The 15,745-nt window shown below is 35.7% G+C and carries 19 protein-coding genes; 14 read left to right on the forward strand and 5 right to left on the reverse strand.

What is annotated here, in order from left to right; translation table 11 throughout:
• The first annotated feature begins 39 nt into the window (after positions 1–39).
• The 7 genes from BGC7_RS15265 (at position 40) to BGC7_RS17970 (ending at position 8,512) form a co-directional block, all read left to right on the forward strand.
• Positions 40–768: a FadR/GntR family transcriptional regulator gene (locus tag BGC7_RS15265; protein WP_050702467.1), complete on the forward strand. Its 729-nt coding sequence runs from the start codon at positions 40–42 to the stop codon at positions 766–768.
• A gap of 163 nt (positions 769–931) precedes the next feature.
• Positions 932–2,020, forward strand: a complete 1,089-nt coding sequence (locus tag BGC7_RS15270) for a hypothetical protein (protein ID WP_157258750.1) — start codon at positions 932–934, stop codon at positions 2,018–2,020.
• A 65-nt stretch (positions 2,021–2,085) separates the two neighbouring features.
• Positions 2,086–2,997, forward strand: a complete 912-nt coding sequence (locus BGC7_RS15275; RefSeq protein WP_050702469.1) for a dihydrodipicolinate synthase family protein — start codon at positions 2,086–2,088, stop codon at positions 2,995–2,997.
• Positions 2,998–3,051: 54 nt separating this feature from the next.
• On the forward strand, positions 3,052–6,252 hold the full coding sequence (locus BGC7_RS15280) for a SusC/RagA family TonB-linked outer membrane protein (RefSeq protein ID WP_082206798.1): 3,201 nt from the start codon (positions 3,052–3,054) through the stop codon (positions 6,250–6,252).
• 25 nt (positions 6,253–6,277) lie between these two features.
• Positions 6,278–7,750 carry a RagB/SusD family nutrient uptake outer membrane protein gene (locus BGC7_RS15285; protein WP_050702470.1) on the forward strand — a complete coding sequence of 491 codons (1,473 nt, stop codon included), beginning with the start codon at positions 6,278–6,280 and terminating at the stop codon, positions 7,748–7,750.
• Between the two features lie 42 nt (positions 7,751–7,792).
• Positions 7,793–8,026, forward strand: a complete 234-nt coding sequence (locus BGC7_RS18070; RefSeq protein WP_050702471.1) for a hypothetical protein — start codon at positions 7,793–7,795, stop codon at positions 8,024–8,026.
• Positions 8,027–8,359: 333 nt separating this feature from the next.
• Positions 8,360–8,512, forward strand: a complete 153-nt coding sequence (locus BGC7_RS17970; protein ID WP_157258751.1) for a hypothetical protein — start codon at positions 8,360–8,362, stop codon at positions 8,510–8,512.
• An 88-nt stretch (positions 8,513–8,600) separates the two neighbouring features.
• On the opposite strand, the gene trxA is transcribed toward BGC7_RS17970, so the two are convergent.
• The 5 genes from trxA to BGC7_RS15315 all read right to left on the reverse strand — a co-directional run bounded on the left by trxA (position 8,601) and on the right by BGC7_RS15315 (position 11,173).
• Positions 8,601–9,074 carry a thioredoxin gene (gene trxA / locus BGC7_RS15295; RefSeq protein WP_050702472.1) on the reverse strand — a complete coding sequence of 158 codons (474 nt, stop codon included), beginning with the start codon at positions 9,072–9,074 and terminating at the stop codon, positions 8,601–8,603.
• 37 nt (positions 9,075–9,111) lie between these two features.
• Positions 9,112–9,318 carry a DUF6132 family protein gene (locus BGC7_RS15300; RefSeq protein WP_050702473.1) on the reverse strand — a complete coding sequence of 69 codons (207 nt, stop codon included), beginning with the start codon at positions 9,316–9,318 and terminating at the stop codon, positions 9,112–9,114.
• 11 nt (positions 9,319–9,329) lie between these two features.
• Positions 9,330–9,698 (reverse strand): heavy-metal-associated domain-containing protein, encoded by a 369-nt coding sequence (locus BGC7_RS15305; protein ID WP_050702474.1) that lies wholly within the window; start codon positions 9,696–9,698, stop codon positions 9,330–9,332.
• 14 nt (positions 9,699–9,712) lie between these two features.
• Positions 9,713–10,741: a TQO small subunit DoxD gene (locus BGC7_RS15310; RefSeq protein ID WP_050702475.1), complete on the reverse strand. Its 1,029-nt coding sequence runs from the start codon at positions 10,739–10,741 to the stop codon at positions 9,713–9,715.
• A 90-nt stretch (positions 10,742–10,831) separates the two neighbouring features.
• Positions 10,832–11,173, reverse strand: a complete 342-nt coding sequence (locus BGC7_RS15315; RefSeq protein ID WP_050702476.1) for a hypothetical protein — start codon at positions 11,171–11,173, stop codon at positions 10,832–10,834.
• Positions 11,174–11,881: 708 nt separating this feature from the next.
• Here BGC7_RS15315 and BGC7_RS15320 point away from each other — a divergent pair.
• The 7 genes from BGC7_RS15320 (at position 11,882) to BGC7_RS18110 (ending at position 15,715) form a co-directional block, all read left to right on the forward strand.
• Positions 11,882–12,763, forward strand: a complete 882-nt coding sequence (locus tag BGC7_RS15320) for an AraC family transcriptional regulator (RefSeq protein ID WP_050702477.1) — start codon at positions 11,882–11,884, stop codon at positions 12,761–12,763.
• Positions 12,764–12,776: 13 nt separating this feature from the next.
• Positions 12,777–13,367, forward strand: coding sequence for a 5'-methylthioadenosine/S-adenosylhomocysteine nucleosidase family protein (locus BGC7_RS15325; RefSeq protein WP_050702478.1), 591 nt, complete (start codon positions 12,777–12,779; stop codon positions 13,365–13,367).
• A gap of 138 nt (positions 13,368–13,505) precedes the next feature.
• Complete coding sequence (locus tag BGC7_RS15330) at positions 13,506–13,793, forward strand: hypothetical protein (RefSeq protein ID WP_050702479.1); 288 nt, start codon at positions 13,506–13,508, stop codon at positions 13,791–13,793.
• A gap of 297 nt (positions 13,794–14,090) precedes the next feature.
• Positions 14,091–14,633, forward strand: a complete 543-nt coding sequence (locus BGC7_RS15335; protein ID WP_255351482.1) for an ArsR family transcriptional regulator — start codon at positions 14,091–14,093, stop codon at positions 14,631–14,633.
• Between the two features lie 154 nt (positions 14,634–14,787).
• Entirely contained in the window at positions 14,788–15,108 is a 321-nt protein-coding gene (locus BGC7_RS15340) for a DsrE family protein (protein WP_050702481.1), read from the forward strand.
• 22 nt (positions 15,109–15,130) lie between these two features.
• Positions 15,131–15,313 (forward strand): PLP-dependent transferase, encoded by a 183-nt coding sequence (locus BGC7_RS18105; protein ID WP_199318974.1) that lies wholly within the window; start codon positions 15,131–15,133, stop codon positions 15,311–15,313.
• Between the two features lie 165 nt (positions 15,314–15,478).
• Entirely contained in the window at positions 15,479–15,715 is a 237-nt protein-coding gene (locus BGC7_RS18110) for a PLP-dependent transferase (protein WP_199318975.1), read from the forward strand.
• Positions 15,716–15,745: the final 30 nt, after the last annotated feature.

Genomic DNA, 15,745 nt, shown 5'->3' on the forward strand with positions numbered 1-15,745 from the left:
AATAACAAGCTGTATAAGCTCTCTTAATTTTATCAAAGAATGGAGTCTTTAAAAATTAGTAATAACCAAATTACCCTGGTAGACCAAGTTGAAAAAAGGTTGTTGGAATATTTTAATAGTAATAACTTTCGGCCTGGGTCTACTCTGCCTACTGAACAGAAACTATCCGAAGCATTGGGTGTTGCACGGAGTGTACTTCGCGAAGCCCTAAGCCGGTTAAAGATGGTAGGTATGATCGAAACACGTACCCGCAGAGGGATGGTTATGTCAGAACCTTCGATATTAGGATCTATGAAAAGAGGATTAATTCCTAGTATGCTCAGCGACCAAACAATGTTTGATGTATTAGGGTTTAGAATAGCCCTTGAAATAGGAATATCCAGCGATATATTCTACAACATTACACCAAGAGATATACAAGAATTGGAAGAAATTGTAAGACTTAGTGAAGTTTCAGAGAACAATGAGTATGGAATTATCAGTGAATTTTCGTTTCACAATAAACTGTATCAAATTGTAGATAATAAATCAATTTCGGAGTTTCAGAATATCATTCGCGATGTAATGGTATATATCAAACATAAATTTAATGAATACTTCTACGATATAGCTGTAGAGTTGGGCAAAGAATCGAAGCATGTAACACATAAAGATTTACTTGAATTGATAAAAGCAGGAGATGTAGAAGGTTATAAGAAAGCGATAGAACGCCATTTTGAAATTTATAAAATATTTTTGCGCAATCGTAATGCAGAACGAATAGAATAAGAGAAGAACAATCATGTAATTATATAATTGTTTGATTGATTCATTCCTGAAAGTAAAAAAGTGATTGATGATGATAGGTAAAGTAAAAAAAATAGTAATTTTTGTTGGCTTACTAGTATTATGCCTGACTTCGTCATGTACCAAACAAAAAGAATATAATTTTATGAAAATTGAATGGAGCAATAAGCTCGTCATGCCCGATGTAAACGGGAAGGAAAATTGTGGAACAGCAGGCGCTTATATTGGAATTAATAATGATCATTTAATCATTGCTGGTGGTGCCTTTTTCCCCGAAGACACGCCTTGGAACGGAGGAAAGAAGCATTGGTCGAAAGATGTCTATGTTTTACCTTTAGAAGAACGAACTAATAACTGGAAGGTATTACAAAATACATTGCCTCAAGCCATAGCTTATGGCTCATCAGTTAGTACACCAAAGGGAATCCTTTGTATTGGAGGTAGTGATGCCGATAAGTGTTACGATAATACTTATCTGATGACCTATGAGAATGACTCTGTTGAATTTGTCCCTTGGGTATCATTGCCATACCCTCTGGCCAACTGTTGTGCTTCGATTGCAGGAAATACTGTTTTTGTGGCAGGGGGACAGAAAAGTATGACAGATGGCGAGGCCTCGCATTCATTTTTGTCAATCGACATAGATAGACCCGAAGAGGGCTGGAAAGAACTGCCAAACTGGAGTGGTGCTGCACGTGGTTATGCTGTAGGTGTAGCAAAATATATTAGGGGAGAGACACTTTTCTATCTATTTAGTGGAAGAAACTATGGAGCTAATATAACCCCTACAGTACTATTTGATGGGCATGTATATAATGCAATCTCGTCAGAATGGAAAAAGATTGAAGGCAATTTTCCTCTCATGGCTGCTACTGGTATCGGATTGAATAATAGCGATATGATTTTATTGGCTGGAGGTACAGATGGCTTTGTATTCACAAAAGAAATGGAGTTGAAAAAGAAGATAAGCAACTATATAGATAATAAAGCACTAAATGATTCTGTAATACAGTATAAAAATGAGCTGAAGTTCTTTTTCGAGGGTGTAACAGGGTTCGATAATATTGTCCGTTTGTTTGATGTATCTGTCAATAGGATTGTAAAAGAAGAGAGTATGCCCTATCCTATGCCATTGACTACTACTACGGTTTTGTCAGGCCAAAATATATACATTGTCTCCGGCGAGATCAAACCTGGAGTGAGAAGCCCTCATATTATAAAAGGCTCTTTTTAAAAATAAATTTTTTTCAATTTATTTGTCAGACATATAATATTATTAATATAAATGTAACATACAAGATGAAAAATTATCAAAGATTAAAAGGGTTAGTAGCAGCATCGTTCACCCCCATGTACGACAACGGAGACATACATACGAATGAAATAGAAAAATATGCAGAACACCTCATTAAAGCAGGTGTAGACGGAGTATTTGTAAACGGTACTACAGGAGAAGGTGCATCGCTGACTACTGACGAAAGAAAGACCATTCTCGAACATTGGATTGAAGCAGTCAAGGGACGCATAAAGGTAATAGCTCATGTCGGTGGGTTTTGCCTGCCTCAGTGTGCGGAATTGGCTTGCCATGCGCAAGAAGCCGGAGCAGATGCCATTGCATCTATTGCCCCTTCATTCTTTAAGCCGTCTTCAGTTCGGTCATTAATTAATTTTTTCAAACCTATCGCTGCTGCTGCACCTGAAATTCCTTTCTATTATTACAATATGCCGACAATGACGGGAGTAGACCTATCTGTCGAGCAATTTCTTATTGATTCAAAACAGGCTATACCGACATTAGCTGGTGTGAAATTCACTCACAACAATCTGATGGAGATGGGCGCTTGTATTAATTTGAATAATGGAGAGTTCGAAATATTACACGGATACGATGAAATACTTATTGCCGGATTGTCAATGGGCGCAGTAGCCGGAGTAGGCAGTACGTACAATTACTTTGCACCTATATATCGGAAGATATTCGATGCTATGAAAATCAACGATGTACAAACTGCTCGTGCTTATCAAATGCAGTCGATCGAATTGGTAAAAGTTATTATCAAATACGGAGGAGGCGTTCGTGGAGGAAAAGCTATAATGAATCTTTTGGGTATCAATTGCGGATCGTGCCGTTTACCGATAGACTCATTCTCTACAGAGGAATATGCAGCACTGAAGAAGGATTTAGATGCTATTAACTTCTTCAGTAAATAATACTTCATATTTTTGCGAATTGCATCATTAATTAATATATACAACCAATATCTGATGAAAGCACTAAAGAAAAATAGAGGATTTTTGAATAGAAAATTGAAAACCTCGATATACCGTTTGACGACGATATTTTTACTCCTGAGTGTACATATTGGCCTTATAGCGCAAGAGAGAACCATTTCAGGGATTGTACAAGATACAGAAGGAGAGACACTTCCGGGTGTAAGTATCTCTGTTAAAGGAACCACTAGCGGAACGCTCTCTGACGTAGATGGAAAATATACTATCAAAGCCAAAAACGGGGATTTGTTGATACTCTCGATGGTAGGTTTCAAAACAATTGAACTTAATGTATCTAAAAATGCATCATTCGATCTGATCATGGAGCAAAATCTTGTTGGACTTGATGAAGTTGTTGTCATAGGTTACGGAACAGAGTCTCGCAGGGTTCTTACTTCTTCAATAGCTAAAGTTGGAGGAGAAGTACTCAACAACATTCCTATCACTACTATTGGAGAGGGTTTGAAAGGAAAAATGCCGGGAGTAAGGGTTACCTCAACAAACAATCAACCGGGTAGCGAAGTCGAGTTTCGTATACGTGGAGGATCATCTATTCACCTTACAAATGCCCCACTTATTATTGTAGATGGTATAGAACAATCGATGGAAGGATTAAATCCTTCAGATATAGAGTCATTCGAAGTGCTTAAAGATGCTGCATCGACAGCTATATACGGTGCGCGAGCATCGAATGGTGTAATTTTAGTTACTACCAAGCAAGGTAAACAGGGCAAACCATCTGTCACATTCGAATCATCGTTAGCTTATCAGCAGGCTGCGAGACAATACGAGTTTCTAAATGCCGAACAATTCCTCTCTATCATGCGTCCTGCTATGCAAAATAGTCCGTTTACAAGCCGTCTGACTGGTTCGTCCGCTGCAGGAACAGGTAATACGGCAAGCTCGATTTACACCACACGCTATTTGAGTGATGGAGAAGCTATACCTTCAGGATATAAATCGATGGCTGATCCTTTAGATCCGACGAAAACTCTAATTTTTCAGGATAATTCATTCATAGATGAACTCTTTAAAGATACATGGTGGCAAAATTACTATCTGGGAGTAGAAGGAGGTTCAGACAAAGCTTCCTACAACGTTAGTTTAGGGTATATGAATGATGACGGCATTGCCATAGGAACAGGTTTTTCGCGATATACAGTTAAAGGTAATACAAAGATCAAAGTGACTAACACATTAGATGTTTCACTTGGATTGAATTACTCGGAGCTGACAAAAAATGAATATGATAACCAGCGTAATGTAATTTCGAGAGGCTTGGCTGCCGCTCCCACACAAAAAATATATATGGAAGACGGAACTCCTGCACCTGGGTATAGTGCAACATCTCCCAATCCTGTATTTTATGATTATTACAACGACCAGAACAAAAAAACCACAAACCTGACTGTTAGTGGAAATATACGATACCGTTTGGTAAAGGGTTTGACAGCAAATGTACAAGGTTCGATATATCGTCGCAGATACGATGCTAATTCGTTTGAAAAAGCAAATTACTATTCGAGCCAAAGGACTACATCGGTTATTGTTAATAATCTGGAACGAAATAAAGTCGAGGCTTTTCTTTCCTATCGCAATACATTCAGTAAGACTCATAGTATCTCAGCGGTAGGTGGATATTCGTATCAAGACGAATTGTCGGCACGTACTTCTGTTACAGGATATGGAAGTAGTACAGATAAAATTTCAACTATCAATGGAGCTACAACTGTTGATATTACCCAAACATCGGGTTTACGAGAAAGATTGAGGTTGATTGGCTTTTATGGTCGTGCGATATATGATTATAAGAAAAAGTACCTCTTCACTGCTACATTTCGAGCTGATGGATCGTCTATGTTTGCAGACGGCAATCAGTGGGGTTATTTTCCGGGTATGTCTGCAGGATGGATTGTGACAGATGAAGGGTTCATGAAAAGTACAGAAAAGTATCTGTCGATGCTGAAGCTCAGAATCAGCTATGGTCAAACAGGAAACAATAATATTTCGCACTACGATGCCAAAGGTAGTTACATACCTTCTATCTACGATGGGCACGGAGGACTGGTAACAGACAGAATGAGTAATAAGAATCTGAAATGGGAACATACAAATCAATTTAATGTGGGAGCTGATATAGGTTTGTTTAATAATAGAGTGACTGTTATGGTAGATTATTTTGACAGACGCACTAAAGATCTGCTTACACAAAAGGAATTGGCTAATACATCAGGTTATAACTGGGTAATGTTCAATCTTGGCGAAGTAAAATATTATGGCTTCGATATAGACCTAAGTACACAGAATATTGATACGAAAAACTTTAAATGGAATTCTAGATTTGTATGGAGCTTTGTAAAAAACAAAGTCGTCAAACTGAATGATAATAGTCGGGATAAAAATCGAGAAGGCGGTACAAACGGAGTGATGCCTGATGGAACAACATTTTCTTTTGGTGGTATTGCCGAAGGCGAACCTTTAGGTGCTTTTTATGGTTATAGATCGGCTGGTATATTGCAAACTGTAGAGGCTGCTGACAATGCTTATTATGATGATCTATCGGCCGGATACAGAGATGGAAGGGCTATAAAAGGACGTAAAAATGTGGGTGACTATGAATGGGTAGACCGTAATGGAGACGGAAAGATTACAGACGTAGATCAATTTTATCTGGGAGTAGCAGAACCAACGAGTACGGGAAGTTTAACAAATATGTTCACTTACAAAAACTTTGGTCTCAATATAACAGTCGACTGGGCACTCGGACACTCTATTTATGAAGAATCGTTTTCCCGATATTTTCAAGCCTCATTTGCCTATACTCACTCATTGGTGACAGATGTATTAAAAACATGGACACCTGAAAATCCGAATGCAAAATATGCCAGATTTACGGCAAATGATCCCGGAGATGGCAGCAACAACTTTGGGCGGATGTCAGACATATTTACCTACAAAGGAGATTTCTTGTGCCTGCGTGAAGTAAGTCTGCTTTATAATATTAAGCATGCCAAACTTCAGAGATTAGGTATAGCAAATATTGGATTGAGTCTGACAGGAAATAACCTGCATTTCTTCACAGCAGTACCGGGAGGAGTATCACCCGAAGTGGGTACGGCATCTACTTATTCTTCTTCCTATTACAATTATCCTCCTACACGGAAATATGCATTAGGTGTAAAAATAACATTCTAATAAAATAATCCTAAAATATATATTTATGAAAAAGATTATTATATATACAATTGCCTCAATCATTATCGCATGCAGTAGTGCATCTTGCCTCGATCTAGATGTCGATCAGGACAGTAAAGTTGATATGAATTCGATGTGGCAAACAGACGAAGATTGCATAGCCGGCGTTTATGGTGTATATGGGCAAATGCGTATTGCCCTCGCTTCTAATTATGCTTATTGGGGAGATTATCGTGCGGGAATGTTTAATAGTACGTTAGCATTGGGTGCTGACATATCATATATGTGTACTAATACTATTACGTCATCCAATGCAGGAGCTAACTGGGCTAGCTTATATAAGATGATCAATATGGCTAATCTGGTACTTAAATATACTCCAAGTGTGGAATTCAAAATCGCCGATGAGAAAAAATGGGTATTGGCAAATGCTTATTTTGCCCGGGCATTAGGTTACTATTATGTTGCACGTGTATGGGGAGATGCACCCTTAGTACTCGATGGTTATGAATTGGAAAGCGATCCGGGGCTATATCCCCCAAAGAGTCCGGTATCTAACATATATGACCGTGTGGAAGAAGATATTGCCTTAGCTGTATCACTTATGCCAGCAACTGTTCCTACCGGAATGCCGACTACAACAACAGCAACTATAACTTCTCTGAACATGTTAAAAGCCGATTTTTATATGTGGATGGCGAAAACCCAGAATATGGGGAGCTATGGATACACGATGGCGCAAGAAGCATTAGATGTTGTGTTCAAAGACACAGGCTTAACCTTGCCTAGTTCGTATAAGGATATATTTGATGCCACTCAAAAAAAAGCAAATAAAGAAGCAATATTTGTTATTCGTTTTGCAAAAGATGAGTATGAAGGCGGATTTGCCAAAAACTATCTGTTTACCGATGGCACTGTAAATGCGGGAGATAAAGTATTAATTTCGAATGGGACAATAGCCATAGGAACCGAAGGAGGAGTAGCTCAACGGGTAACATTTACCACTGCGTATGAAAACCTATTATATGAAAATATTCTTGATCAGCGTGCACAGGTAAGCTATCGTGTGGAGAAATCTCCAACTAAAACTTATAGATGGGTTAATAAATATATTGGGGAATGGATATCAGGATCAAGATATTATTCGTCAGATATAATAATATATAGATTGGCAGATGCGATTATGTTTCAAGCCGAGTTGTATAATGCAACAGGCTATCAGGATAAAGCAATAGACGAAGTGAACAAAATAGCTAAAAGAGCATACGGGCAAGATGATTTCTATCCTCATGGGCTCATACCTGAAGATGTGGACGAGATTATCATAGAGGAACGTATGAAGGAGTTTGCTGCTGAAGGAAAATTGTGGTGGGACTTTATACGTATGGATGTTGTATTTGAACGTGTGCCATCTCTTGCTGAACGTGAAAATGAAAAAGATGTTTTGCTATGGCCGATACATGATGATTCTAAAAATAAGAATCCAAATCTGAATTAGCTAACTCATTTTTAAGTAAAAGTCTTACAATATGTCATTTGAGTGTATTCTGACATAGAAGCGGCTAATATAGTATTCACTTTTAATGAAGAAAATATATGTGATTATTCTTCTATTTACTTTGACGATATTGGAGATATAGACTTGTTTGTTGATTATCTAATTGAAGCAGCTGAACATAGTTTTAGAAAAAGCCGTTGGCTAATAGATAGTTGTTCTTTAAAGATAAAAGAAGTATATTTTGCTGTTGTAAGGAGTAATAAGTTATTATATTAAGCGAGCCGGATAGTTATTATTTGGCTCGTTTGTTATTATTCAAATAAAGAGAAATAATATTTTGGAGTTGAATTAACTTATATATTCTCTTTTTTGAGGTTATGTTTATTAATGAGGAATAGAATAAGGCTATATATTCAAAAATATATAGAAGTTGTGCAAATAATGTACAATTCAATAAAACAAAAAGCCAACAGTATGTCTAATTGACTATTATCTTTTTATCTAGCGGTATGGATTCTGTACATGTTATTCCGATCTAAATGCATTCTATGATGCTTTGGATTTTATAAAAATGCTACAGAGGATCAATTAAAGACAATTCACTTGATAATGGATGGCGAATTTTATATCGTGCAAACTGTTCTGAATGAAAAGACCTATATGAGAGTAACTTTACTGAATCCCAAAACGACTGTTATTCATATTAAGAATCTGACAAATTCTATTTCTAAGATAGCTGAAAAACTGAAAATTGAAGGATAATCTATTTCAGACAACAATAAATGATAGAGTTGCTTATATTCGCAACTCTATCATTCTATTATCTCTATTGAGGATTATATTTATAGCCCTATTTTTTTAATAGAACTTTTTCTATAGCATCTTTTAAATTGGCTTTTGGCATTGCTCCGGCTACCATTTGAGATTGTTCATCCATTGGTATAAATAATAAAGAAGGGATGCTTCTTATTCCAAATACAGATGCTAATTCTTGCTCACTTTCTGTATCTATTTTGTAGACATATATTTCTCCATCGTATTCGTTTGCCAGCTCTTCTAAAATAGGTGCAACCTTTTTACATGGACCACACCAATCTGTATAAAAGTCTACTAAAGCAGGTTTATCTCCAAGATATTTCCATTCGCTCGGGTTTGCTTCGTAATTTGCTACTTTTTTTAGAAACTCTGCTTTTGTAAGGTGTATTGTTTTTACCTTATTCTCGATTTTATTAGTATCAGGGGTAGGTTCTTCTTTTATTGTTTTCGCACTGCAAGATGTTGCAAATACTGCTGAGAATAGTATAGTTAATATAATTGTTTTCATACTGTTAATTATTAATTGTTTATCTTTTATTTATTTGTTATTGCTCTTTTGCTTGATTTTTTCTTTTAAAAAGTCCGCCAAATAAAATCCCGATTATAAAGCCATATATGGTGCTATTTACAGGAGAGGTTGTTATCGGACATGTTCCTGTTGTACATCCTATATATCTCCAATATAGATAGCCGGCTACTGCACCAATAATTCCTCCAAAAATGTAAGCTAAATTATATTTTATATGTTTCATGTCTTCTTATATTATTTGTATCTACATTGAAATAGAAGTCTTTTATAAATAGAATCATCAGCCTTGTGTCTTTCTGTGTCATAACCATATCTCGCGATAGCAACACTAATAGAATCGATATTAGTTTTTGACTCATCGAAATCCACAAGCAATGTTTGTTCGCTTTGTGACCAGTAGACGAAATGTACACCCGGCAAATATTTTGAAGCTTGTTCAATTTCAGATTGACAAACATCGTCATATCCACCCCTAACGTATAAGACATAATGCCCTCCTATTTTTTGAGCAGGAGTATTTGCAAGATCTGTTTCTGTAACAATCTTTGTAGTTTGACATGCCGAAATACTAATGAGCAATACTACAAATATAGCTAGTTTCATAATACTCCTATGGGTTAATAATTAATACTCTTCGTCCATGTAATGCCACTAATATCTGTAAGGGTTAGTTCATATAATCCTTTCGTTAGATTTTGTAAACTATCATCATTGATCGTTAAATCCGCTTTGCTTCCCAATGGAATAACAAGGCTATGTTTACCCGCTATTACCTTTGCCACATAATAATTCTCAATATCAGATTTTGAGAATTGAGACAATGACTCTCCATCTTTATCTATTATTACTTTCCCATCTTGGTCTTTTAGTTGAATACCAATAAGAAAAGATCCATATACATCAGCTCCTTCTATTCGAAAGACAGTAAATGATAATTTTCCATTTGTTAGCTTCGCATCAGAAATCTCGACAATGGGTTTAACCGATTTATTATGTAGCTTACCCCATACTCCATTGTGAAAATATTGATTGGTAAACAATGTCATAAAGAATATAACGATAGTTCCTGATAGTATAATTTTTTTCATTAGTCTGTCACCAATAGGTAATACACCAGACATAATCCAAGGCGAATATTTAATTTTATCAAATAGAGGTTTCTTCTGTAAGTAGTAGTCAAGCGAATATTTACCTCCTCCTGTAAAAAAGATAGCAAAACCTGTAGCCATGCCTAATATTCCTATTTGCCATTCATCTAGACAGGTCGTACCCAACCACCCCGAACCTAAAAGAATACCTGTAGCCAAAGCTAATACTCCGATGCTCATTAGCCTGGTAAATAGCCCAAACATTATGAATAATCCTACAATAGCTTCGATGATAGTGAAAGTAACCATTGCCCACCATAGAGTATCGGGATTGGAGACTAGATATTCGATCATGGGTTTTATTCCTAATGCATTGGGTAGAAAATGGTTGAATTTTTCTCCGATATATCCCGCTTCGTCCTCTATCAGTTTGTTCTCGATAACCAGCCGCCTCCAGAAAGCAGAAAAGTAGGTCCACCCAACAACCAAGCGCAAGGCTAATGTAAAAGTACCGGATAAGAGGTATGTATGTTGTAATTCTTGATTATTATATTTCATAACAGATTAATTAATTATTTAAAATTGAACACATAAAAACTCTGATAAAATGAATAATCATTTCATCAGATATTAAAAATGTATACGAAATCAAATAATTAATTTTCTACATCTAAGAAATATGGGGACTGGAGAGAAATTGCTTGGATCTGAGCCTGTACTTTGATACAGAGTGAGATCGGTTGACAAAGAGAAAAACGAAGAAGCTTGTTTGAAGAGATGCTTGACATTAAACTGTTGTTTCTTCTTTTCGTTTTTCTTACTCTGAACAGATGTATAAACACATATAGTATTACCACTCTTTTCTATCTGTACGGATGTATTAACCGGAATACCGAATAGCTGCTTTAGGTCTTGTTTTACGGAACAAGGTAGACTTATAAGTATTACCAATGGCAATAGGTATATGAAAGAAGTAATACGTTTATGCATAATTATTATTTTGCAATAATATCTAGAACACGATATAAACGAGCAATGTTTATTCATTTTCATTTCTTTATAAATTATTCACAAGAAGTAAACTTTTATATTATTGAAAATTAGAGAGTTTTATTTAGTTTACAAAAAATATTTCTGAAGCAGACCTGTATTTTACTATATCTTACACTGAGACCTTTCCGTTCTAAATGTTTTATTTGAGAATATTATCTATTACTATCAAAAATTTTCAAACAATATTTTAAGCCATTCAACTCTCCTCTTAATTAAAAAACGAATGAGATTTGACCATCTTAGAAGAAACGTTTTTTAGTAAAAACTATCAAAATAGAAGGTGATTATGAGGGATATAGTCTACTGAATTGATTAATCTCAGAATACAACAATTTAATAGCCAAGGGAAGGCCTTAAAGTGATCCGAGCGGGAACACTTTTTTATCTCGTAATAGATATAATAATCAATTGTTTAATTTTTCCAAAAGGTAAGTCCGTAACGAATTCGTAACGATTAAAATAATGCCTTTTTGTCTCGTTTTGGCGGACCACTATCTACCTAACTTCTAAGTCCAAATATAAGATTTTTTTTTTCAACATAGAAAATTTATACACTTTATCGCACTCTTAAATCCACCATACTTTTTCCGTAATTTACCATTGTTATTATTGAAAAAGGAAGACTTTTCTATGTAATTTTACCAAATGAAAAAATTGAGGGAAATAGAAAAGTATCATCTACACAAAGATGCTCCCGAAAAATTACAATTCGAAATATATCCATTAAGTGACTATCTTAAGGATGGAGGTTGTCTTACCCAAAAGCCCCATGTTCATACCTTTTATCAGATTATCTGGTTTATGTCGGGCAAAGGGAAACATTATGTAGACTTTAATGAGTACAATGTTCAGGATAATTCTTTCTTCTTTATATCTCAAGGACAAATACATTGCTTCGATGACAATAGCTATGAAGGATGTATTATTCACTTCAACGAGTCATTTATTGCTGATAGTGAAAATCAGATCAATACATTCTTAAATCACAACATCTTTCACTCGTTCGAGAAAAAACCGGTCTTTCATATCAAACATACAGATGACAAAGAATTGCGTAATATTGTAATACAGATGCAATCAGAGATGTGGACTCCCAGCCAGTTTGCACATGGCGAATATCTGAAAACCTTATTGCATTTATTTCTCATTGTTATTCAGCGTTTCGGTGTAAGAAAAGATTGTAGTGGACTCTCGATCAACAATCCATCACACATCTTGTTTGTAAAATTCAGGAGGCTACTCGAAGAGAATTATCGCTCAATCCATACGGTTGCAGAATATGCAGATCTGCTGAATATTTCGACTAAAACATTAACCAGTTGTACAAAATCTATTTCTCATCAAACCCCACTTGAAATAATTAATAAGCGTATATCACTTGAAGCAAAACGCTTACTTGTATATTCTGATAAGAATGTGAATGAGATTGGATTTGAGCTCGGCTTTGAAGATCCATCTTATTTCGTCAAATTTTTCAAAAGATACATGAAACTCTCACCAAGCGACTTTCGTAAAACCATTATTTAATCAATTATTATAAATGAAAAAGATATTGATCACATATGCCGTTAAAGAAGAATATATACCTCTGACGATTGATAATTGCGATGTATTATTTGTTCAGACAGGAGTTGGAAAAACAAAGTCGGCTTATCATCTCACCCAAAAGATAATAGAGGAAAAACCTAATTTCGTTCTGAATATAGGCACAGCCAGAACCGTTTCACACAAAGTAGGAGATATCTTTATTGCGACACACTTTATCGATCGCGATTACAAAGCTATCAAGTTGCCCGGCATAGAATATGAAATAAGTGGAGAATCACTCATAATGAACTATCCAAAGCTAAAAAACTGGTTGTCTACATACGACAAAATAGGTATTTGTAATACGGGAGATACATTTGTTACCGAAATAGCATCTATATCCGAAGACTTTGTAGATATGGAGGCCTACACACAAGCTTTCGTTTGTAAAGAGATGGGTGTTCCGTTTCTGTCAGTTAAATATATTACGGATATAATAGGCGAAAATTCGGTGAAACATTGGGAGAATAAATTAGCTGATGCCTGTACAGGGCTCTCTGCTTGGTTTGCAGAGAATGAATTATTGTCTATAATCGTAGATTGATCAGCGAAGGTGCATCTTCCCTAATTTACCACTTTTACTCTTTTTTGTCCATTGTCACTATTTCCATTAAGTGAGACCTTTGTATGATCTGAAAAGAAGAGAAGAAAGAACATTATTAATCATTAAAAAGGAAATAACATGACAAAAGCGTATTTAGAAATTACGATGTATGTGAGTAATGCAAACAGACCGGCAGCAGCAGGAGTTTTCAACAAGTACAAACAACCTTTCTTAGATACTGTGAAAGGTGCTACATCTAAAGACCTGCTTATAAGAGACGAGGATGTACAGGTTTTGCATGGATTTGCAAGTGTAGAAGATGCAAATGCTTATCTGGAAACTGAACTATTCAATAACGATGTGGTAAAAGAACTGTCTCCGCTGTTTGACGAAACTCCTGAAATAAAAATCTATCTTGTTGCTTAATTTGTAGAGCAATAAGTTTTTTATTTCACATGACAAGGGGCTGACAAAATCAGTCCCTTGTTATTAATTGGCAATCATTTTTTAGTGAAGTATACTAAATTATTCACGCAATTTATTGAATAATTAGTTTTTTATATATTTTTGTTGAAAATCAATAATACTCGAATCATGTCGGACGTAAGAATATTAAAAGATAAAGTATACGAGGAGCTTGCTAAAGTAGCCTCGGCCATGGCTAATCCTCGTCGTATGGAGATTTTAGATATATTGGCATAAGGAGCATTCCCTGTTGAAGATATAGCTAAACATTCGAACATGAGTATTGCCAATACTTCTCAGCACCTGCAAATACTAAAAAATGCACGTTTAGTAACCTCGGATAAAAGAGGTAATTATGCATATTATCGCATAGTGAGCGAAAGAGCTTTTCATGCATGGGAAAGCGTTCGGGATTTAGGAGTAGAATTGAACTCGGAAATATCAAAACTTATTGCAGACTACAAAAAAGGAGATCCAACTCTTATTGCTACAACAGGAGAGGATTTGATAGCCAGAATAGAAGCAGGAGAGGTAATTCTGTTAGATGTCAACTCAGAGGAAGTATTCAATAGAGTACATATCCATAAAGCTATTTCAATACCATTAGACCAATTAAAGAAACGAATAGCAGAACTATCAAAAGACAAAGAGATTGTAGCCTACTGCCGAGGAGCTCTATGTCTATTATCAGATGAGGCAGTTGAATTGCTAAGAGCCGAAGGATTTAATGTCCGAAAACTAGTTCGGGAGGTTCCGGATTGGATAGAAAACTATTCAGGAATAGTCATAAATCAGAAATAAGTATAGTGCAAATTAAATAATCAGTATTAAACTATTATTTAATTTTTATGCATATCTATTCAACTATTCTATTTAATATTGTATTGTTTCGATTTCTACAACAAAAACAGTCTTATAACGAAGAAAATAGATCAATAATAAAAAATAAAGAGTCATGAAACTCGGAATCATTTTAGAAACCAAAGAGTTAGAAAAAGCCTACAATGCTTTTCGTTTTGCAACCAGTGCTAAAAAACAAGGACACGAAGTGAAAGTCTTTCTGATGGGTGAAGCGGTAGAATGTGAAGAGTTGACAGACTCGAAATTTGATGTAAGAGGTCAACTTCTAAAATTCGTAGAAGTAGACGGAGATTTATTAGCCTGTGGCACATGTCTAGAAATCAGAAAAAAAGGAGGAAGTGATGCTTGTTCAGTATCAACAATGATTGATTGTGTAGAGATGGTAGAATGGGCAGATAAAACAGTAACATTTTAAAATATAAATAAAGATTAATACAATGAAAGACGAAACTTTATGCCTACACGCAGGTTACACACCCAAGAATGCAGAACCACGTGTTGTGCCGATAGTAACCTATGTTTACGATTCTATCGAAGAGATAGGAACTGTTTTTGATGATCCGATGAAAAGTTTCATCTATTCTCGATTTGCCAATCCTACCGTGATGGCTGTGGAATAAAAAAATTGCCGCATTCGAAGGAGGAGTTGGAGCATTATGCACCTCTTCGGCACAAGCAGCTATCTTGATTGCTATCCTTACCTTGTGAAAGGCGGGAGATAGTTTTATTAGCCCCATACAGATATATGCGGTGCAACTAACCTGTTTTAATTTACCTTAAAGAAATTGGGGATCGAATGTATTTTTGTAGACATTGATGCTGATGAAAATACATTGAATGCAGCTTTCAAACCAAATACAAAAATAGTATTTGCCGAAACTATTGCCAATCCGGAATTGGTTGTGTTGGATATAGAGAAATTTGCACGTATGTCTCACAAGAATGGTGTTCCTCTTATCGTAGACAATACTTTTGCCACACCGATTCTTTGCAAACCATTTGAATTTGGGGCAGATATCTAAAGAACTGTAAGGGTCATTCAGAACAATAAA

This window comes from Dysgonomonas sp. BGC7 (assembly GCF_001261735.1).
Classification (GTDB): Bacteria; Bacteroidota; Bacteroidia; order Bacteroidales; family Dysgonomonadaceae; genus Dysgonomonas.

Coding starts and splice junctions, on each gene's coding strand:
- BGC7_RS15325 (WP_050702478.1), top strand. CDS start 12,777: ATGAAAAAGATATTGATCACATATGCCGTTAAAGAAGAATATATACCT.
- BGC7_RS15280 (WP_082206798.1), top strand. CDS start 3,052: ATGAAAGCACTAAAGAAAAATAGAGGATTTTTGAATAGAAAATTGAAA.
- BGC7_RS18105 (WP_199318974.1), top strand. CDS start 15,131: ATGAAAGACGAAACTTTATGCCTACACGCAGGTTACACACCCAAGAAT.
- BGC7_RS15330 (WP_050702479.1), top strand. CDS start 13,506: ATGACAAAAGCGTATTTAGAAATTACGATGTATGTGAGTAATGCAAAC.
- BGC7_RS15285 (WP_050702470.1), top strand. CDS start 6,278: ATGAAAAAGATTATTATATATACAATTGCCTCAATCATTATCGCATGC.
- BGC7_RS15265 (WP_050702467.1), top strand. CDS start 40: ATGGAGTCTTTAAAAATTAGTAATAACCAAATTACCCTGGTAGACCAA.
- BGC7_RS15310 (WP_050702475.1), bottom strand. CDS start 10,741: ATGAAATATAATAATCAAGAATTACAACATACATACCTCTTATCCGGT.
- BGC7_RS15320 (WP_050702477.1), top strand. CDS start 11,882: ATGAAAAAATTGAGGGAAATAGAAAAGTATCATCTACACAAAGATGCT.
- BGC7_RS15315 (WP_050702476.1), bottom strand. CDS start 11,173: ATGCATAAACGTATTACTTCTTTCATATACCTATTGCCATTGGTAATA.
- BGC7_RS15305 (WP_050702474.1), bottom strand. CDS start 9,698: ATGAAACTAGCTATATTTGTAGTATTGCTCATTAGTATTTCGGCATGT.
- trxA (WP_050702472.1), bottom strand. CDS start 9,074: ATGAAAACAATTATATTAACTATACTATTCTCAGCAGTATTTGCAACA.
- BGC7_RS15300 (WP_050702473.1), bottom strand. CDS start 9,318: ATGAAACATATAAAATATAATTTAGCTTACATTTTTGGAGGAATTATT.
- BGC7_RS17970 (WP_157258751.1), top strand. CDS start 8,360: ATGGATGGCGAATTTTATATCGTGCAAACTGTTCTGAATGAAAAGACC.
- BGC7_RS15270 (WP_157258750.1), top strand. CDS start 932: ATGAAAATTGAATGGAGCAATAAGCTCGTCATGCCCGATGTAAACGGG.
- BGC7_RS15340 (WP_050702481.1), top strand. CDS start 14,788: ATGAAACTCGGAATCATTTTAGAAACCAAAGAGTTAGAAAAAGCCTAC.
- BGC7_RS15275 (WP_050702469.1), top strand. CDS start 2,086: ATGAAAAATTATCAAAGATTAAAAGGGTTAGTAGCAGCATCGTTCACC.